The sequence below is a fragment of the Rhizobium sp. L9 genome (assembly GCF_002531885.1).
In the GTDB taxonomy this organism is placed as follows: domain Bacteria; phylum Pseudomonadota; class Alphaproteobacteria; order Rhizobiales; family Rhizobiaceae; genus Rhizobium.
In genome coordinates this window covers 1-19,504 of the sequence record NZ_NWSZ01000004.1, presented here as the reverse complement: position 1 = coordinate 19,504, position 19,504 = coordinate 1, and the positions used below count along the sequence as shown (strand labels likewise).

At 57.8% G+C, this 19,504-nt stretch carries 17 protein-coding genes and 1 pseudogene; 13 read left to right on the top strand and 5 right to left on the bottom strand.

The genetic code is table 11. The features are described 5' to 3' along the window. Positions 1 to 4 precede the first annotated feature (4 nt). Genes CO660_RS03680 through CO660_RS03670 form a run of 3 tightly spaced genes read left to right on the top strand, consistent with a single transcriptional unit; the run spans position 5 to position 3,765 of the window. On the top strand, positions 5 to 1,120 hold the full coding sequence (locus CO660_RS03680; RefSeq protein ID WP_097597503.1) for a branched-chain amino acid ABC transporter permease: 1,116 nt from the start codon (positions 5 to 7) through the stop codon (positions 1,118 to 1,120). Further along, positions 1,113 to 2,867 carry an FAD-dependent monooxygenase gene (locus tag CO660_RS03675; RefSeq protein ID WP_097597501.1) on the top strand — a complete coding sequence of 585 codons (1,755 nt, stop codon included), beginning with the start codon at positions 1,113 to 1,115 and terminating at the stop codon, positions 2,865 to 2,867. The genes CO660_RS03680 and CO660_RS03675 overlap by 8 nt, the downstream gene beginning before the upstream one ends. 7 nt (positions 2,868 to 2,874) lie before the next feature. Continuing rightward, positions 2,875 to 3,765 (top strand): intradiol ring-cleavage dioxygenase, encoded by an 891-nt coding sequence (locus CO660_RS03670; protein ID WP_097597498.1) that lies wholly within the window; start codon positions 2,875 to 2,877, stop codon positions 3,763 to 3,765. Positions 3,766 to 3,904: 139 nt separating this feature from the next. Here CO660_RS03670 and zwf read toward each other — a convergent pair whose 3' ends face one another. Then, positions 3,905 to 5,374, bottom strand: coding sequence for a glucose-6-phosphate dehydrogenase (zwf, locus tag CO660_RS03665; protein WP_097597496.1), 1,470 nt, complete (start codon positions 5,372 to 5,374; stop codon positions 3,905 to 3,907). A 233-nt stretch (positions 5,375 to 5,607) separates the two neighbouring features. Between zwf and CO660_RS03660 the strand changes: the two genes are divergently transcribed. Continuing rightward, positions 5,608 to 7,569, top strand: coding sequence for an elongation factor G (locus tag CO660_RS03660; RefSeq protein WP_097597493.1), 1,962 nt, complete (start codon positions 5,608 to 5,610; stop codon positions 7,567 to 7,569). Positions 7,570 to 7,784: 215 nt separating this feature from the next. Then, positions 7,785 to 8,126 (top strand): NIPSNAP family protein, encoded by a 342-nt coding sequence (locus CO660_RS03655; protein ID WP_097597491.1) that lies wholly within the window; start codon positions 7,785 to 7,787, stop codon positions 8,124 to 8,126. 64 nt (positions 8,127 to 8,190) lie between these two features. Here the strand turns inward: CO660_RS03655 and CO660_RS03650 are convergent, their stop codons facing one another. Further along, positions 8,191 to 8,901 (bottom strand): hypothetical protein, encoded by a 711-nt coding sequence (locus tag CO660_RS03650; protein WP_245421290.1) that lies wholly within the window; start codon positions 8,899 to 8,901, stop codon positions 8,191 to 8,193. 55 nt (positions 8,902 to 8,956) lie between these two features. Here CO660_RS03650 and CO660_RS33155 point away from each other — a divergent pair, with 55 nt between their 5' ends. From CO660_RS33155 to CO660_RS03630, 3 genes are all read left to right on the top strand, one after another. Beyond that, positions 8,957 to 9,133, top strand: a complete 177-nt coding sequence (locus CO660_RS33155; protein ID WP_176536220.1) for a hypothetical protein — start codon at positions 8,957 to 8,959, stop codon at positions 9,131 to 9,133. A 572-nt stretch (positions 9,134 to 9,705) separates the two neighbouring features. Then, the gene (locus CO660_RS03635) at positions 9,706 to 9,990 is read left to right on the top strand and encodes a CopG family transcriptional regulator (RefSeq protein WP_097597483.1); all 285 of its coding nucleotides are present in this window, start codon (positions 9,706 to 9,708) and stop codon (positions 9,988 to 9,990) included. A 102-nt stretch (positions 9,991 to 10,092) separates the two neighbouring features. Further along, the gene (locus CO660_RS03630) at positions 10,093 to 10,692 is read left to right on the top strand and encodes a hypothetical protein (protein ID WP_176536219.1); all 600 of its coding nucleotides are present in this window, start codon (positions 10,093 to 10,095) and stop codon (positions 10,690 to 10,692) included. Between the two features lie 297 nt (positions 10,693 to 10,989). Here the strand turns inward: CO660_RS03630 and CO660_RS03620 are convergent. Further along, positions 10,990 to 11,145: pseudogene (locus tag CO660_RS03620) on the bottom strand (ATP-dependent DNA ligase); the annotation flags it as partial. Positions 11,146 to 11,336: 191 nt separating this feature from the next. Here CO660_RS03620 and CO660_RS03615 point away from each other — a divergent pair. The 5 genes from CO660_RS03615 (at position 11,337) to CO660_RS03595 (ending at position 14,683) form a co-directional block, all read left to right on the top strand. Continuing rightward, entirely contained in the window at positions 11,337 to 12,071 is a 735-nt protein-coding gene (locus tag CO660_RS03615; RefSeq protein WP_097597479.1) for an SOS response-associated peptidase, read from the top strand. Positions 12,072 to 12,215: 144 nt separating this feature from the next. Continuing rightward, on the top strand, positions 12,216 to 12,416 hold the full coding sequence (locus tag CO660_RS03610) for a hypothetical protein (RefSeq protein WP_085779998.1): 201 nt from the start codon (positions 12,216 to 12,218) through the stop codon (positions 12,414 to 12,416). Between the two features lie 2 nt (positions 12,417 to 12,418). Beyond that, positions 12,419 to 12,739: a hypothetical protein gene (locus CO660_RS03605; protein WP_097597477.1), complete on the top strand. Its 321-nt coding sequence runs from the start codon at positions 12,419 to 12,421 to the stop codon at positions 12,737 to 12,739. Positions 12,740 to 13,061: 322 nt separating this feature from the next. Then, entirely contained in the window at positions 13,062 to 13,832 is a 771-nt protein-coding gene (locus CO660_RS03600) for an SOS response-associated peptidase (protein WP_097597842.1), read from the top strand. 167 nt (positions 13,833 to 13,999) lie between these two features. Continuing rightward, the gene (locus CO660_RS03595) at positions 14,000 to 14,683 is read left to right on the top strand and encodes a phosphatase PAP2 family protein (protein ID WP_097597475.1); all 684 of its coding nucleotides are present in this window, start codon (positions 14,000 to 14,002) and stop codon (positions 14,681 to 14,683) included. Between the two features lie 1,223 nt (positions 14,684 to 15,906). On the opposite strand, the gene CO660_RS03590 is transcribed toward CO660_RS03595, so the two are convergent. Together CO660_RS03590 and CO660_RS03585 are read right to left on the bottom strand one after the other, a co-directional pair. Continuing rightward, positions 15,907 to 16,761, bottom strand: a complete 855-nt coding sequence (locus CO660_RS03590) for a heparin lyase I family protein (RefSeq protein ID WP_097597473.1) — start codon at positions 16,759 to 16,761, stop codon at positions 15,907 to 15,909. A gap of 181 nt (positions 16,762 to 16,942) precedes the next feature. Next, on the bottom strand, positions 16,943 to 19,504 hold a 2,562-nt coding region (locus CO660_RS03585), incomplete at its 5' end, for a DUF4082 domain-containing protein (protein WP_141504778.1).

Genomic DNA, 19,504 nt, shown 5'->3' with positions numbered 1-19,504 from the left:
CGCCATGACTCCGGGTTTCGAAACAATGCCGACCGAAATTGCTGCACCGCCGGGCTGGCGGGTGGAAACGCGGACGCGGCTTTCGAACATCTTCATCATCCTCTCGCTTGTCGCGGCGGCCGCGCTCGCCGCTGCACCCTTCATGGTGTCGCGCGGCGTCGTGCAGGATCTGTTCTTCATCCTGACTATGCTGGCGCTGGCGCAGAGCTGGAACCTGCTTGCCGGCTATGCCGGACTGATCTCGGTCGGGCAGCAGCTCTTTGTCGGCTCCGGCGCCTATGCGCTGTTCGGCTTCGTCATTCTTGCCGGTGTCGACCCGATCCTTGCCATTCCGCTCGCCGGCCTCTTTGCAATGCTGATCGCAGCGCCAGCCGCCTTCTTTTCCTTCCGGCTTTACGGCCCCTATTTTGCGATCGGCACCTGGGTCATCGCCGAAGTCGGGCGGTTGCTGTTCGCCCAATGGAAGATGCTCGGCGGCGGAACGGGAACTTCGCTGCCACGCGAAGCCACCAAGGATATGCTCGGTATTTCGGTGCTGCAGAACTGGTTCGGCATGCGTTCCGCGGCCGCGGCCGATGCGCTCACCTATTGGCTGGCGCTGGCTCTCGTCGCGCTGACGATCGGCTTCATCTATCGGCTGCTGCGCAGCAAGCAGGGCCTTGGCCTTGCCGCCGTGCGCGACAATGAGACAGCGGCCCGTGCGCTCGGCGTCGACGCCCGGCGGCTGAAGATCGTTGTCTATCTGGCAACCGCTTACGTGACCGGCATGGTCGGCGCGCTCATCTACCTGCAGAAGGCGCGCATATCGCCTGATGCCGCCTTCTCGCTCACTGACTGGACCGCCTATGTCGTGTTCATTGTCGTCATAGGCGGCATCGGCACCATCGAAGGCCCGCTGGTCGGCGTGCTCGTCTTCTTCCTGCTGCAGAATGCCTTTTCGAGCTACGGCTCCTGGTATCTCCTTGCGCTCGGGGCGCTTGCTATCGTCACGATGCTGTTCGCGCCACGGGGTCTGTGGGGTCTCATATCCAGCCGTACCGGTTGGGAACTCTTTCCGGTCCGCCGCCTGCTGAAAGGCGGATCAACGCTACATGATGAAAAGGGAGGGCCAAATGGCTGACATCACCACCGACGTTCTGATCATCGGTACGGGACCCGCCGGCTCGGCGACATCAGCGCTGCTTGCGACCTACGGCCTCGAGCCGATGGTGATAAACCGTTATCGCTGGCTGGCTAGCACGCCGCGCGCGCACATCACCAACCAGCGGACGATGGAGGTTCTGCGCGATCTCGGTCGCGACGTCGAGGAGGAGGCCTATCTCTTCGCGGTCGAACAGGATCTGATGGGGCAGAATGTCTTCTGCACGGCGGTTGCCGGCGAGGAAATCGGCCGCATGCAGAGCTGGGGCAACCACCCGCTGTCGCGTGCCGAGCACCTTCTTTCATCACCCACCCACATGAACGACCTGCCGCAGACTTACATGGAGCCGCTGCTGTTCAAGACAGCCTGCTCGCGCGGCGCGCAGGCGCGCATGTCGACGGAGTATGTGAGCCATGTTCAGGATGCCGAAGGGGTCACGACCACCTGTCTCGACCGCATGACCGGCAGGGAGCTGGTGATCCGCTCGAAATTCCTGATCGGCGCTGATGGCGGCAACTCCAAGGTGGCGGAGCATTCCGGCCTGACCTTCGAAGGCAGGATGGGCGTTGCCGGCTCGATGAACATTCTGTTCGAGGCTGATCTCTCACGCTATGTCGCCCATCGCCCGTCGGTGCTTTACTGGGTGCTGCAGCCTGGCGCCGATGTCGGCGGCATCGGCATGGGCCTTGTGCGCATGGTGCGGCCATGGAACGAATGGCTGATCGTCTGGGGCTACGACATCAATCAGCCCGCGCCTCAGGTCGACGATGCTTTCGCCACCAAGGTCGTGCGCGAACTGGTCGGCGTTGCCGATCTCAAGCCGAAGATCAAATCCGTTTCGACCTGGACTGTGAACAACATGTACGCGACGAGTATGTCGAACGGTCGGGTGTTCTGCATGGGGGATGCCGTCCATCGCCATCCGCCTTCGAACGGCCTCGGCTCCAACACCTCGATCCAGGATGGCTTCAACCTCGCCTGGAAGCTCGCATTGGTCCTCAAGGGTCAGGCGGGCATGGCCCTGCTCGAGAGCTACCAGGCCGAACGTGCGCCGGTTGCCAAGCAGATCGTTACCCGCGCCAACAAGTCGATCGAGGAATTCGGCCCGATCTTCAAGTCGCTGGGTCTGCTCGATTCCGTCGATCCGGTGAAAATGCAGCAGAACATGGATGCGCGCTGCGATGATACCGCCGATGCCGAACGCCAGCGCACGGCAATCCGCGAGGCGATCGCCTATAAGGTCTACGAGTTCGACGCGCATGGCGTGGAGATGAACCATCGCTACGCTTCGAATGCCGTCGTCAAGGACGGGCAGCCGGAGCCAGCCTACGAGAAGGATGCCGAGCTGCATTTCCAACCGACGACGTGGCCGGGTGCGCGGCTGCCGCATGCCTGGCTGTTCAACGACAGCGGCAGGAAAGTATCGAGCCTCGATCTCACCGGTCATGGCGTCTTCACCCTGTTGACCGGGATCGGTGGCGACGGCTGGATTGCGGCGGCGAGGGCTTTGTCGAAGGAGTTCGGCCTGCCGATCACGACTCACAAGATCGGCCCGCGGCAGGAATGGCAGGACCTGACGGGAGACTGGGCGCGCGCCCGTGAAATCCGCGATGCCGGCGTTCTGCTCGTGCGTCCGGACCATCATGTCGGCTGGCGTTCGCATGCCGCAGTCGCCGATCCGGAAAACGAGCTGCGTCGTGTATTGACAGCAATTCTGGATCGGTGAGGCGACAATGAGCATTGAAGAAAAAGGCTATTTCACTGAGGAAAACTCTGTCGAGGTCGTCACCGGCCGCAACACCAATGCACTCGATGCGCGGCTGAAGCAGGTGATGGAGGTGGTGACCCGCAAGCTGCATGAGGCGGTGAAAGAACTGGAGCCGGCCCAGGACGAATGGATGGAAGCGATCCTCTTTCTCACCCGCACTGGTCACACCTGCACCGACTGGCGGCAGGAATTCATTCTGCTGTCAGACGTACTCGGCGTATCGATGTTGGTCGACGCAATCAACAACCGTAAACCATCGGGCGCCTCCGAAAGCACGGTTCTCGGCCCCTTCCATGTCGCGGATGCGCCGGAGCTGCCGATGGGCGCCAATATCTGCCTCGACCAGAAGGGTGAGGATATGGTGATCAGCGGCCGTATCCTCGATACTGAAAGCCGCCCGATCGAAAACGCGGTGCTCGACGTCTGGCAGGCGAATGACGAAGGGTTCTATGACGTCCAGCAGAAGGGCATCCAGCCCGATTTCAATTTGCGCGGCGTATTCCGCACCGGCAAGGACGGACGCTATTGGTTCCGCGCGGTGAAGCCGAAATACTATCCGATCCCAAATGATGGACCCGTTGGGCAATTGCTCGGTGCGCTCGGCCGTCACCCCTACCGGCCTGCGCATCTGCACTATATTATCAAGGCAGACGGGTTTGAGACGCTGACGACCCATATTTTCGATCCCGATGATCGCTACATCCATTCCGATGCGGTATTCGGCGTCAAGGAGAGTTTGCTGGCCGAATTCAAGCTGATGGACGATCCCACAAGGGCAAGGGAGCTCGGATTCGCAGGATCGTTCTGGCAGGTCGAGCACGATTTCGTGCTGGCGCCGGAACGCAAGCGAAAATAGTCCAGCCTCCGAGATTTCGCGGCGCCGCACGCGCAGACGAGTTCACCGCAATGTTTGGAGGGCTGAACCGCTTCGGCAACCGGCGCATGCAATTGGTCGGCGCCATTCTGGTCGCCGGCACCGATCCAACTGCAGACCCTCAATCACGCTTTGCCGCATCCCTCCAGGCGCGCTCGAACGGTAGGCGCCAGGCGTGCGGGGCAATGAGTTGGTGGATCGACTTCGGCCCCCAGCCGCCCTGGTCGTAGAGGCGTACGGGCGGCGGGTTATCGAGGAGAGATTGGGAAACCTCCCAGAGCCGCTCAATACCCTCGGCCGTAGTGAACAGCGTGTGGTCGCCGCGCATGGCGTCGAGGATCAGACGCTCATAGGCCTCCAGAACTTCGCCAATCAGGCCGGTTTCGCTCATGGCGAATTGCAGCGAGAGCTTGTCGAGTCGGAAGCCCGGTCCAGGGCGCTTGCCATAAAAGGAAAGCGAGACCTTGGAGGCATCGGCAAGATCGAAGGTAAGGTGGTCAGGGCCCTGCGCCCCCACGCCGGAACCCGCAGGGAACATCGATTTCGGGGGCTCGCGGAATGCGATGGAAATAATGCGCTGCCCCTCGGCCATGCGCTTGCCGGTACGCAGGTAGAAGGGCACGCCAGCCCAGCGCCAGTTGTCGATGGCGCATTTTAAGGCGATGAAGGTGTCAGTGTCGCTTTCGGGATCGACGCCAGGCTCCTTACGGTAGCCGATGTATTGACCGCGCACCACGTCGCGCGGCTCAATCGGCAACATGGAGCGGAACACCTTGTTCTTCTCTTCCGAGATCGGCGCAGGCTCAAGGGCAGTGGGCGGCTCCATCGCCATGAAGGCGAGGATTTGGAAAAGGTGGGTCACCACCATGTCACGATAGGCGCCGGTGGTCTCGTAAAAGGCGGCGCGGGTGGAAAGGCCGAGCGTCTCCGGAACGTCGATCTGCACATGGTCGATGAAGTTGCGGTTCCATATTGGTTCGAACAGGCCATTGGCAAATCGGAAGGCCAGGATGTTTTGCGCCGGCTCCTTGCCAAGGAAATGGTCAATCCGGAATATCTGCTTTTCGTCGAACACCTCGTGCAGCTTCTTGTTCAGTTCAACGGCACTGGCAAGGTCCGTGCCGAAGGGCTTTTCCATGATGATACGGGAGCGTTCAGTCAGCTCAGCCTGGGCGAGGAGTTGCACGGCCAGAAGGGCGGCGCTTGGTGGCACGGATAAATAATGCACGCGCCGCGTCTCGGCGCCCAGTGCTTTCTCGGCTCTATCGACCGCTTCCTTGAGAGCATTGGCGCCGGCAGCGAGCGGAACATAGTCGAGCGATGCGGCAAACGCTTCCCATTCGGACGGCGAGAACTTGCGAGTCAAGAATTTGTCCAGTGAGTCACGGGCGATGGTGCGGAAGGCATCGGCATCGATGTCGTCGAGCGAGACGCCGATAATGCGACATCCTGGGATGAAGCCCGCATTGGTGAGGTGGAACAGCCCGGTCAGTAGTTTGCGCCTTGAGAGATCGCCCGTCGCGCCGACGAGCACAACGACCTGTGGGTAGCCGGGGCCAACCCGAGTTGAATTCTTGCGCAAAACACTCATCCTCAAGCCTTCCGTTGTCGCTTGGGGATGGAGGTCGACCCCAGCTCCGCGCTGCCGCGGAGCGGCTATCTTCGTGCGTGATGCCATGACGTTGAAGCTCATCCCTCTAAGGTTAAATAGAGGCATGGATCGTGTAGCGGAGCAAGGGGGCTGAACCCCTCTGGCGCCTTGCAGCGGTTCAGGGCATCCTATGATGGCTGAAAGTTGTGTCTATGGCAGTTGGAGGAATGCCGATGCGTTGCTTTACCGTACTTGGACCCTCGCAGACTGGAAAATCGACGGTCGTCGAAAAGCTCGGCTCGTTGGAGGGAACGCCGAGAAAATCCAGCTCCCCTTATGGACTGAACCTCACGGAATTCACCTTTGGAAATGAGGCGTGGTGCGCGCTCGATGCGCCGGGACCGAACGAAGCCTTGGCGCATGTGCAGCACGCGCTTCTTGCCAGCGACGCCTGCATTCTGTGTGTTTCTCCGGCTCCCGAAGAGGCCGTGCTCGCCGCGCCCTATCTGCGGATAATCGAAGCCTCGGGGACGCCTTGCATCCTCTTCGTCAACCGGATGGACGAACCGAGAGGGCGGCTGAGGGACGTAATCGCCGCGCTTCAAGACTACGCCAACCACACGCTTTTGCTTCGCCAGATCCCGATCCGCGAGGGAGACAGGATCATCGGCAGTTGCGATCTGATTTCGGAACGGGCGTGGCGCTACCGGGAAGGCCAGACTTCGGCGCTGATCGCAATCCCCGAAAGTGCTGCCGAGCGCGAGCACGAAGCGCGCAGCGAGCTTTTGGAACACCTGTCCGAATTCGATGACTGGCTTCTTGAGGAACTGATCGAAGATCGCGAGCCGCCCAGCGACGCGCTCTATGCCATTTCATCGCGGGTTCTGAGCGAAAACAGGATTATTCCGGTCCTGATCGGCGCCGCAAGTCACGGCAACGGCATGATGAGGCTGATGAAAGCGCTGCGCCACGAGGCGCCGCAGGTCACGGCTCTTCGACAGCGCCTGGCTCGTGCGGGCAATGTCGATGAAAACAAGCTGACCGCCGTGAGCTTCCATGCCTATCATCGTCAGAATATCGGCAAGACTGTGCTGGTGCGTGCGTTTGGCGAGGGACTGCGGCAAGGCGCATCACTCGGCGGCTCCGGCCTCGGCGCCGTGCAGGATCCCGCAAACGGACGGTCCAGCTCGGCGATCACGCCTGCACCGGGGGATGTCTTCGCAACAGTCAAGTCCGACCACTTGCCCGTCCCGTCGCTGTTGACATCAAACGCGGCGATCGCCCCGCCCGAATGGACCGAGCCACCGACGCCGATGCTTGAAAGGATCCTGGTCCCGGGCAGCGAACGCGATGAAAACAAACTCTCCGAAACGCTGGCAAAACTTGCCGAGACGGATCGCGGTCTTGTCGTTCTGCAGGAGGAAGGCACCGGCGCCCAGCTCGTCCGCGCCCAGGGCCCGGTACATCTGCGCGATCTCTGCCGAACCCTGTCCGACGTCTTCCACATCGAGGTAACAGATCGAACGCCCCGCCCGATCTATCGTGAAACCATCGCGAAACCGTCCGAGGTTCACTACCGGCATCGCAAACAGACCGGCGGCGCCGGGCAATTCGCGGATGTGAAGCTCAGCATTCGCCCCAACGAGCGTGGCCGGGGCTTCACCTTCAGCGAAACCGTCAAGGGTGGCGTCGTTCCGCGCAACTACATCCCTGCCGTCGAAGCAGGCGCGCGCGAAGCGATGGAGAAAGGGCCGCTCGGCTTCCAGGTCATCGATGTCGGCGTAACGCTGTTCGATGGTCAGCACCATGCTGTCGACAGTTCGGAACACGCCTTCAGGACTGCTTCGAAAATGGGAGTGCGACAGGCGCTTTCCGAAGGCTCGGCCGTTTTAATGCAACCGGTCTTCCGCAGCGAAATTCACATTCCGTCGATCTATTCCGGCAGCCTCGTCCAGATCGTCTCCGCGCTCAAGGGTCAGGTTCTCGGCTTCGACCGGGATGAAAACGCCAAGGGATGGGACATCTTCCGGGCACTTGTTCCGGGCGGCGCACTTGACGATCTGGCGCGGGCGCTGCGCTCGGCGACGCAGGGCATTGGTTACTTTTCCAAGACCTTCGATCACTTCGAGGAGCTATACGGCAAGGAAGCGGACGCCATCGTGAGGGCACAGGAGGAAACGGGCGGCGCACACTGAAATCTTCCCGCCAATACCTCGACGGCCTTGGGGGGCAGTATGCGGCCGGGGCCGGCCAGTTCGCACTGGTTTTCAGAATGCGCCTGAGCTCCGATCCTCGCTTTCGAGGATGGCGCGCCGCGGAACCATTGATTACCCTGCGAAACTTTATAAGCTGCCCTCATTACCGTGAGCGGCTTGAGGACGCTCCAAAGGGCATTCATGAGGGGCATCCGATGATCCACGAATTGCGCATCTATACTTGTCTGCCGGAGAGGCTGCCGGCACTGCAACAGCGTTTCGAGACCGCGACGCTGGCGATCTGGGAACGGCTCGGCATCCGCTCACTCGGCTTCTGGACAACGATGATCGGTTCTTCCAGCAACGATCTGACCTACCTGCTCGAATGGCGGTCGCTGGCGGAGCGCGAGCAAAAATGGGCCGAGTTCATCGCCGATCCGGAGTGGAAGGAAGCGAAGGCGAAGAGCGAGGCGGATGGGCCGATCATCGCCAACATCACCAGTTCGCTGCTGCAGCCGACACGCTTCTACCGTGGTTTCTCCAACCTGTCGGAATAGCGGTTACGGCAGCCGAGACCCCATGACCATGTCCGGCACCGTCATCAGGCGATACCGAGAGCCGTTATTCAAACACTTTAGAAGGGGGCTGTTTTTCGATGCCGGCCGCGGCGATCAGCCAGAACAATCCCCCCGCGGCAATTCCGAATACAGCTATTTCTGTGAGCAATTCGATTGCTTCCAGCAATCCCCACCACGTCATCATTCCGTGTTGGTAGGTCATGTGATCATTCGTGTAGGCCTCGTCGGGGCCGAAAAATATAGCTAGGCAAAACCACGGGAAGGTCGCAATGGAGGCCCCGACCATCGCACAATTTGCAAGAGATGCCCGTACTCGTCCCCTGAGGTAGAGGATCAATGGTATCCCCAATGCAACGGTTGGCGGATACGCACCCAAGAACGCGACGACTGCAGTCGTTTGGACAACGCGCTCCATAACATCCGGCAGGCCCTGATAGGCTGGTGCGTAAACCGCATGTGCGAAGGATGCCACCAAAGGCACTACGATTAGTGCAACTGCAATTCTCCACCAGGGGGGAGATGCGAATGTTGTTGCCGCCATATGCACCTTGCCCAAATAGTCTACGCGACAGAATTGCACGCGCAGGTGTGTATGACAACGGTCCGGCTCCCGCAGCTTTCTTGGATTGATGACGTGTACGCTTCTGCCGACGGGGCAGTAGTTAGCATCGTCCATTAGAGGATGGAGCAGAACACCTATCTGCCGGTGCACGAGTTGGACGAAGATGGCGATGTTGATGGGAGTGCCTGACACGGGCTATTCTTGATGGGCACGAAAATGGAGGGTCAGCACGCCGACTCTCGCGCAGATGACTGGTTCACTGCATATCCACAATTTCTATATCGGAAAGCTGAAAGCCAAGCAGGAAGAGCTTTTTGATAGCGACCCTGACCTGGCAACGCTTCTCGACAACGTGGCTGCCATTCTGTCAGAGCACGCGGTGTCGTTGGCCGAGGACATCGCTGACATGGAAGACGATGATTGATTGCGTGGCAGCCACTGAGCTGTTCGGTCTTCCGGAGGATCAATTACTCAATGATCAGGCCTGAACTCGCATTCGCCATCATAATGATGAGCAACTTTGCAGCTCCGATCACGGCTTTTCTCGCTGGACGCACATGGCCACGTTGCTGGAAGACATTGCATATTTTGGCGGTGATCTGGATCGTTCTGTCAGTATACGTGTGCCACAGAGTGACGTTCACGCCAGATATCCGGGATGTGGGCGACTCTTATAACGGATTGGACCAGTTTATAGTCGTGGTCGCCATCTTCTTGCAGCAGCTAATCATTCTAGCCACCTATCTAGCTTGGTTTGTGTGCCGCGCAATTGTTAAGCGTCTGCGGGTGTGACTATGCTTGACGCAACGACGTCGACATGAGACCAATTTGCTGCCGGAGGGGCGGAAGAGCTGTGTCCGTCTGCCTTTAAATCGCCGGGGCGGTCCATCGTCTTCCCGGCGCTCCGGTGCCAGGATCGCAAGGTGGCAAAAGCAGACGCTTTTTTCGTGACCACGGCAAGCTCACGCCTTGCTCTCATCTCATAATCGATGGCGAATGACGATGCACGACACCGCCGCCCTACTCGAAGACGCCGCGAACCGGACAGGCGAAATTTCCACGCGGGATTTGCAGATCATGCTGCGCCGCGCCGCGCTACTGGTGCGCGGCTCGATCGCGCTCGACTACGACACTGAAGAGGCCCTACGGAATGTCTCCAGCGAGCTGGTGCTGACGCGCGAGGACGCCATCAGGCTCATCGTTCGGGAGTGGGTGGAGAAGAACACCTATCTGCCGGTGCACGAGCTGGATGAAGATGGCGATGTTGATGGGAATGGTTGACGGGCGTTGTGATTGACAGACTCCGCCCACTCTCACTACGAAAGTGCCCTGCCCCTTTGATTGAGTTTTTCAAGCATAGTTCGGGGCAAAGGCTGGACCTAAATGTTTAAAAATTTCGCCGGGGTGGATCTTTTCTTTCGCCTTCATAATCAGGTTTTCATAAAACGATACGAGAGCCATATCAGCGGTCCACCGCTCGATACGGTCATTTTGTCTATCTCCCTCTTGCTTCTTTGGGTGGTCAGAGCAGACTTACTGGACCATGCCAGCCCGTACCTAAGATACATTTTGGTTATTCTGCCAAAATACTACTATGAATTGCCATGGTTGGCGGAAAATCATCCGGAGCAGATCGCCCTTTACACATGTCTTTCGTTTTCTCTGATCACATTCACGCTTGCGAAAACACTATTGTTTTCGTTTTATATCATCTCATCTAAACTAGGCCAAGAAATTATAGTTGCCGACCCAAAGAGGCTCGTGAAAATATCCTTGGTATACTTGCTCACATTCGTCACTTTTATCTTTGTTATTCCTCTGCCGGCCTACGGTACAGGCGCTTCGACAACAGTTCTCGGAAATGCGTATTTTCTCACCTTTTTCAATATCGTTGTTCTATGGATGCTGAGCGGTGGGATATCGGCGAACGTGTTGCTGGCCAAGAGAATCAAAAGGCCGAACAGAATTGATGGGGAAGCTTGATTGAGTGGAGATCAAATTGCGCTGTGGGTAGTGCTCGTCCTCTTTGTGGGGGCCAGTTGCGCCTACAGTTGGTATTGGTACATCAGGTCGGTCATCTTTTACCTTAAAAATGGCTTCGATTTCAGCGTGGACTTCGGCCCTAGTATGTTCTGGTCCGAGTTCCATGACGATCTCGATCGAGCCAAGCCTAGAGAAAAGTTTCTGATCGGGTGGCCCGTTGTTGTGGCTGTGAGTTCTGCGCTGCTCTTGGCTCTTCTCAGGCTTTAGTGTCGGTTGCGGATCGTAACAGTTGCAGCACTACTCCAGCTCATAGATCTCCGCGTTGTCCTGCTCCTCCCTCAGTCCCTTATATGACGGATGGCGCAGCTTCCCGTCGTGTGTCCAAGCTCTGTATTCGATTTCAGCGATGAGTTTCGGCTTGATCCAGATCAGGTTCTTGCGGCTTGCCTTAAAGCCAGTTCCGGCTGGGAAGGCTTGCGAGGCGGCGTTGTCATACCGCAAGTTGAACAGCCATATCTTAAAATGCAATTGACCCATATTGAGTATTGACACTTCATAAGTCGCGGCGAGGAAAACATTTCTGCTGCCTTGACCTGCTGAGGGAGGGTTATATCTAAATAAGTAGTCTCCCCATGGAATACCGAATGTGTAGTCGCGTTTACATCAAAGAATCGCTTCACGAGCTCGCGCGTAGTTTCTCTTTCGCCGGATACGGCGAGCTTGACGGCTTGGTTGACCGCATCCCTCGATACAACGGCTCACCAGGCCAAGTCTATCCGATCATCATCCAAGAAGCAGCGCCGGGAACCGGTATCGTTGCCCCGGTCTTTGCAATAGCAAAGTGGGGACTGGCGCCTGCATCTAGAACGCCTAGCGACCGGCGTCGCCCATTGGTCGATGTTCGCTGCGAAAAGATTGCCGCACACAGACTCGCCGGGCCCGCCTACCGGTCTCGGCGCTGCTTGATCCCAGTCAACGGATTCTTTGAGTGGAAGTTGATCTCCGCTCACAGCCGAGACAAGCAACCCTATGCTATCGCGATGAAGACGGACGTTCTGTTTGCCCTCGCAGGCATTTGGGAGCTCTGGCGCCACCCAGCCGGCATCGATATCCGCACCTTCGCCGTGGTCACCTGCGCGCCGAATGAGATGATGACGACAATCAGTGAACGAATGCCGGTCATTCTCCGTCGGCAAGACTATGAGCGCTGGCTATCTCCTGATCCAAATCCATCCGACCTGATGAAGCCATACTCGGCCGACCTTTTGACCATGTGGCCGATCGGCACGGGCGTTGACAATCTGAAGAATACCGGCCCCGAGATCATCAGCCCGGTTAATCTTGCTCCGCAGCGTCCTCTGACTCGTCAGCTTCGCTGAGAGGCGGAACCGCCCTCCACACTGCCACGACATCAGCCGCCCTTCGAAAAGAAGTAGAGGATTATTGACTCCATCGCCCGCGTGAACATAATGAGAACATCGGCGTGCGGCCGCCAATCTGAAAACTAAAGTATGGAGCACGGGATGCGCGAGCAGCCGATTGGCGAAGCCATGGTTGATGATGAGATTGCCGAGGTGCTTGCCTATCACAAAGGCGATGTGCAAGCGGCGATAGGAACGCTCCTGGCGGACATCCGTCACCTTCGCTGGCAGCTAGTGCTGACCGAAGGCGCTATGGGCCGAGGGATCACGCGTGGGTGGCGGCCGAGATACGACCGAGACTGACCATGCCGGAAATCAACTATTCCAAGAAGTTGCGCGGGTGGACCCTGCGCGACGCGGCTGATGCTAACCAATTGCTCGAGGTAACGTGCCAGCTGTGTCGAAGGACTTACCGGTTTTTTCCGCGAGATCTGTTGAAGCTGACGAAGAACGTGAGCCTCGATCGCTTGGCCGGCCGGTTCCGGTGTCAGCTCTGCGACCGAAGGGAATACATGAACCTGAAGGTCGTTCAGATTTGGGGGGCTGAAATCGGCAAGCTTCCAGTGCGCCGACTGGTCAAAGTGACATCGGTCAAAAAACCAATCTGGGAAGACGGAGTTTTGTAGGATGACGTCGCGCCGAGATAACCCTAGCGCCCGCTGGCGCCTAAAAACTGATCTTCCTCATCACGTCATACTCTGGTGGGGCAACTATCACTCCGGCGAACACCCCTATTCCGTTCACGATCGGGGTACGGTCATCACCTCCGCGCTCGCACTGGACAGCAGATCGAAGAGCTATAGGGCGTCGATCGAGTGGTATAGCTGTCTTGTCTTTTGCTTCAGCAGCCGCGAAGCTGCAGAGCAATTCAGGGATCGCTGGGACGGCCAGTTTATCGATACGGACGAAGTGGCCCGCAATGGGGCCTGGACGCCGAAGGAGGGAGATGTGTGCAATCTATACCGGATGGATGCGAAGGATTGGGTCAATAAGTGGGCTCAAGACGTCGAGAGTCTGGTCAACTTGATGCCGGCCTACCAGATGAACCCGGACCAATTGGGCCCGATCGTCCGCAACACAGCAGATGGCCGCAAGCAGCTTGTCCATGCGAGATGGGGTCTTCCTTCGCCATTCTTCGTGATCAAACAGGCAGCTGAGGCCCGGGCAGAGAAATTGCGCCAAAAAGCCAAGCCCGTCGACATGGACATGCTCATCCGGATGGAGCCGGATAAGGGCGTCACCAACGTCCGCAACCTCAATGTTTCGCACTGGAAGAAATGGTTCGGCGTCCAGAGCCGTTGCATAGTGCCGGTGACCAGTTTTGCCGAACCCGATCCCGCCAGCAAACAGGACGGTGGAAGCACGCCGAACGCGTGGTTCGCCCGTGACGACAGCAGGCCGTTGATGTTCTTCGCTGGGATCCACGTTCCGCAATGGCAAAGCGTTCGGAAAGTCAAGGATGGTCTTACGACCGACGACCTCTACGGCTTCTTGACCACCGACCCCAACGATGTCGTCAAACCGATCCATGGAAAGGCGATGCCGGTCTTGCTGCTGACGCAAGAAGAAGTCGACGTGTGGATGCGCGCCCCTTGGGAAGAGGCGAAGGCGCTCGCCCGCCCGCTGCCGAACGATGCAATCAGGGTGATCTCGCGCGAGGCCTATGGCTCCACCATCATCAGCAACGACGGGGAGCCGGTGCAAACGAGTTTGCTGTAATCACCGTGAGTGGACAAGGGCATAAAGGCATCATCGGCGCCGGGCGCTAACCTGATTATCGAGCACTATTGCTGTGTCGCCGGCTGCGCGGAGTGGTCTTAATGGGATGATGACATAACTATACATCATAGATCATTCCAAACCAAAGAAATTGGCTGGCTTCTCAAATGCTGAACGGTCTCGACACCTTCGTGATGAAGCTGGTGGGTCAATATTCATCCAAGTCGATTATAGCGAATAAGTTCATTATTCATTTTCTTGACTTGAACACTGTAAAATTTCTGACTCTATTTATATTATTATGGTTTTTATGGTTTTTTCGAAAGAAGTGGAAGCCGGTTATTGTCGAATGCATCATCGACATGTTCTTCGGAATTGGCATATCGCGATTTATACAACTGTTTCTGCCAGAGCGTCTCAGGCCGCTGCATTCAGGCAATCCCGACTTCGTGCTGCCTTTGGGCGTTGATCCGAAAGCGCTTGAGCATTGGAGTTCCTTCCCCAGTGACCATGCCGCGCTGACCTTCGCGGTATCGACAACGATGTGGCGTGCATCCCGACCGCTTGGTGCGGCCTGCTTCATCTGGTCGACGTTCGTGATTTGCCTGCCGCGCATCTATGCTGGCTATCATTATGCGACCGACATCCTGGGTGGCGCTTTTGTAGGCGTGTGCACAGCCCTTCTGGTTGCACGCCCTCTTCAGAAGCTATTGATGCCGTCTGTGCTAACGGCTGAGGAGCGCTTTCCAGGTTTGTTCTTCTCTGGTTTCTTTGTCATATCCTATGAATTTGTGACGCAGTTCGACGAGCTGCGGCTCGTCGGAAGGGCCATTCAACACCTCATCTCGTGATTGCGAGATCGACGAGCTCGGATAAACAGCACATCCTTCCACTGCAGGCCGTTCCGGATCACATAGACGACTTGAGCGGCCGGCTGGCGAAAATCGAAACCGTAGCAAGCGGAGATTGGCCTAATAAGAAGGCCGAAGCTGAGTTTAACTATCTCCAACGCTGTAACGGAACCTAGCCGGTCCCTCGTTCGTTGAGGCAACAGGAAAGCACGGGTGTTCCTCCTGTGCGATCCGTGTTGTCAAGACTTGCCCCGTTTCGGCGGGGCTTTTTTTGTCCGGCATCGTACCGGAACCGCACTATGCCCGATCACCCCGCCGCTGTTGAGGAAGCGATCGACATCTTGACGAGACTGCCCGAGCCCACTTCCAAGACAATTCGAAAGAAATCGCCGAGTGATGTTCAATCGAATTCATCCTCGGATCGTATCAAGGTGAGGGGTTCTAACGCCCGCGGCCTCATGGCGCCGTTTCCATGTGAGGCGCCATCAAACGCGGACGCATCCAGTTCGCGAGTTCGACCGAACAGCCTCGATCCACAGTGGGTACGACAGCAGACATTTAAGTCCCTGCTAACGCTCCCCATATAACATGCTGCGCCGGTCGGGTTCTTCGTCCGGCGTAGCGGCGTGCTCCTGCGTTCATGGATGGTGCAGTTGAGCCGCCGCACTTCTTTCTCAACGGAAGCCGAAGAAGCTCAGGATAGCGAGCACGATGACGACGGCGCCGACGAGCCAGATTAAGTTATTCACGTGGAATCTCCTTCAATGGGAATGAGCCAGGTTGCAAGCACATAATGTTTGGCGGCGGCTCATGTTCCAATGTCCACAATGCCTGGCGCCGCCTGCCAAGACTTGCCCCCTTGCGAGGGCTTCATTGTCCGGTAGTGTACGGGAACCACAGGCAGCGCAGTGAGGTTAACTCACCGGATCGCCGGCGGAGAGGTAGTAACTTCGGATCGCACACGCCTTTTCTGCTTGCGATCCACCCCATCTCAGAGTTGGGTCGTGCGGAGTAAGTTTCCCAGTGGGCTCCCAACGCGACGCACGACTTCTTTCTCAGCCCAGCCAAATGAACATAAGTGTCGAACACATTTGCTGATCAAGGACGGCGGATTGGTTCGTGAGTCGTGGAAATTTTGATGACGGGCCGCCCACCTCCCTCCGTGCACTCGGCTCCGCAAACTTCGTTGTTCGCGGAGCCCCATCGCCGTCGATCCTGCTGAGCTACTTCCAAACGAGAGCCTCACGAGATTTCGCCATGCTGACGTAGCGATAGTAGACCGTCGCGGGCACCACCAATTTGGTGCCAGTCGTGCAGCACAGGTAGTTGCCGAAAAGAAAGTAATTTAGCTTATCGCATGAAAAACAGGTAACGCCGTGATAGTCCACGACCTGCTTCCCATCCAGAAACATCAAGAAGCGTCCGTCGCCTTCCCTGGTCCATCGGACAAAGAGTTCGAAACGGTGCCAAGCGCCCGCCAGTTCCCTGATAGAGGCGACGCGCATGTCGAAAAGGTTAATACAGTCACCGCCGAACTGGGTCATCTGCTTCCCGCTTGGCTTTTCCATACTCCATGAAAGGAATTGGTCGTTGCTATGGGGATTGGTGGTCAGGGCAACGAGTTGGCATTGGTCCTGATCCTTGAATTCGACGAATATCTGGTGACCTCTTACCTGCTTCGAACCAATCGGAAAGTCGGGCACGAAATACATGTCCCAGCCATACCATGCCTCCTTGGGTTGCTTGGCCTTGCGTCCCTGCTGAACCGTCGCGCGAGCCGACTGTTGCTCGCAGTCGTCCTGCACGCACGGGCCTGGATTGATCGAGAACTTGAACACCTTGGCCGCGTTGTACTGATCCAGCGGGTCTTTCACCATAGCAAAGCCGCCCGGCTGATTGCGCTCCGTCGTAACTCTAAACGGGTGAGTGAAGCCAGGAACTTTAAATGTCCTTTCCGCAGCGAATGAAAGATTTGCTGAAAGAACTGGCAGAAGTACTGCCACCAGGATTTTGCGGAGGAAGTTCAATATGCCGATATTCTTGAACCCTGAGCTTGGCCGATTAGGTCTCAGCGGCATCACCAACCTCCCTCATTGTCTCGGCATCGCCTGTTACGCGTTCAATATGCCATAAGGGGCGACCTTCAGCTTTGAAGGAATTATGGAGCTTCAACCAGACGACTTCAGCGGTGGCCAGCGGCACACCGCTTAACGACGACCGAATGAGCCGTGCCACCAATCCCATCCTGAATGCTGCGGCTCAAGTCGGTGTCAACAGGGTCGCGCCGGTCGGCGCATTGGGGTCTGCCCAGCGACGGATAGTGCCGGTGCCCAAATCAGCGCCGTAAAGCCAGCCGTCCGGTCCCTTCTGAATGTCTACGAGATAGGCGACGCCCGTATCGAAGACCTGTACGTTCGAGATCTGCCGGCTTGCGTTCATCGTTGCGGTGTAGACATTTCCATTGACAAGATCCGCAAACATCAGGGTGTTGTCGTTGTAGAAGTCCCCGACGGTGATCGCAGTGGCGTTGTCGGGCGAACCGTGGCTTCTCGATAGCAGCGGAAAAACAGCAGCCTGATCAGAAGGGCTGTTTCGGTTCCCATTGTTGTAGAAGCTGATCGCCTGAGGGAGACCCTGGTAGCCGCCCGTTCGGCCAGGACCTTCCAGATAGGGCCAACCGAAATTCGATCCTGCAGGGCCGGTGTTTATTTCCTCCCAAGTGGTCCAGCCGACATCTCCGAGCACGGGCAGGTTGGTCACTGGATCGAAGGTGAAGCGATAGGCGTTGCGCACGCCCGAATAGAATACCTTGGACTGATTGCTGTTCGGATCTGCGGGGTCATAGAAGGGGTTCCCCGGAACGCCCGCGCCGGTCATCGGATCTATCCTCAGGACTTTGCCGGACAGATTGTGAACGTCTTGGGCGCGAACCGTGCGAGGGTCCATGAAATTGTATGAGGTGCCGTCTCCGTTGCTGAAGTACAGCATGCCGTCGGGCCCGAAATGGAGTGCTCCATTGGAATGGGAGTCACTGTCCGTCGCCAGATAGTCCCGAATATTCTGGTTCTGGATTCCGGCGCGATCTGGATCGTTGTCCTGCGTTCCCACCTCGATCTGGCTTGCAGGGGCGGTAATGGTGGTGCCGTTGACGATGCCGGACGGCGGTATGTTCACAGCGCCGGTACTGTCGAGATCCGGACGGCTGGTGTATGCCCAGGTGCTATTGGTACCGGCCAGCACGACCATGCTGGCCGGATCGGCAATCATCGTGTTGGGGTTGACCGTAAGCCGAACGAGGCGCGAAGGACGGTTCCCTTTGGTATCCGGTCCCGCCAGGCCGGTTCCATTCGCGGTTTCCGGCGGATCGTAGGTGTAGAGCAGATAGACGTATGGATTTGCCGCGAAGTTCGGATGAATTGCCAGCCCCAGCATCCCCCGGTCTCCGGGCGTATAGTTGACCTGGCTGGACAAATCGACAAACGGCGTCGATCTCAGCGTACCGTTGTCCACCACCCGCACAATGCCATTCTGTTGCGCGACAATCATATAGCGGCCATCGGGGGTCCAATCCAAGGTCGTTGGCTCGGTCAAGCCGGACACGACGGTCTGTCGGACCAGATTGCCGAGGTTGCTGTCGTCGTCCAGGATGTTGACGGTCGCAGTCGTTTGGCTCCCCAGGACAGCACCTGTCGGGTTGCTCAAGGTTAAAGTGAAGCTTTCGTTGCTCTCGGCCGTCGTGTTGTTGAGCAGCGGAACAGAAATGGTCTGGATCGCTTGCCCTGCGGCAAAGGTGAGCACGCCCGTTGTTGTCGTATAATCGGAGCCCGCGATCGCGCTGCCATTGCTCGTTGCATATGCGACGGTGGCCGTGGCATCGATGTTTCCGCTGCGCTGAACCGTGATGGTGGCGGCGGCGGCCTCCGACAAGGTGATGACTGGATTGTTCAAGGAGATGGTTGGTGCGGAATCGTTGTCGACGATGGAGACCAGAACAGTCCGCGGCGCTGCCAGCGAGCCACCAGGCCCGGGATTCTGGATGCCGACAGAAAATGTCTCGGTCCCTTCGGCATCAGGATCATTGACGATTGGGATGGCAAACGTCTTGCTGCTCTCGCCGTCCTCGAAAACAACTTGCCCGGTATTGGCTCGGCCATTGAAGGTCGGCAACGTATAGTCCGCTCCAGCCTGTGCCGCTCCGGCTCCGCCGATCTCGTTGGTCGTGTACTCCAGTGTCAGCTGTCCGCTCGTACTGCCTGTGCGAACGACCGTGATTGTTGCAGCACCCGCTGTTTCACTGACGTAGATGGTGGCGTTGTCCCGCAAGGCAACGCTTGATCCAGCAGAAAACACGACGTCGCGGAAGTAGTTTTCGTTCTGGTAGACCAGGGCTGGAAAGGTGCCGATGGTTTCGTTGTAGACACCGGCGCCGGCCGGGGCGGTCAATCCGCCATTGCTGATCGGGTTGGCAAAGCCGTTCGAGGTCAGCGAATAGTAGCTGTTGGCATTGACCGAGACGACATAGGTGGTGCCCGCATTGATGACCAGCGGGCTTGCCAAGGTCTGCTGCTGCCAGCCTGAGGCCGTCTCATTGGTGAAGGTGACGCTGGCCAGCTGCTGCCCGGTAGCCGACCAGATGCGGCCGACATGCGTGCCGGTCTCGCTGGGGGACTTGTAATAGCGGATCGCCTGGATCGAACCGGTATTGCTGCTGACGAAGCGCATCCCGACTTCCCAGTCCACTCCAGGCCCGTCGGTGAAGTTGGGTTGGGCCGGCGTCTGGGTGGTGAAGAGGCTGACGGGGCTGGAACTTACGGATGTAAT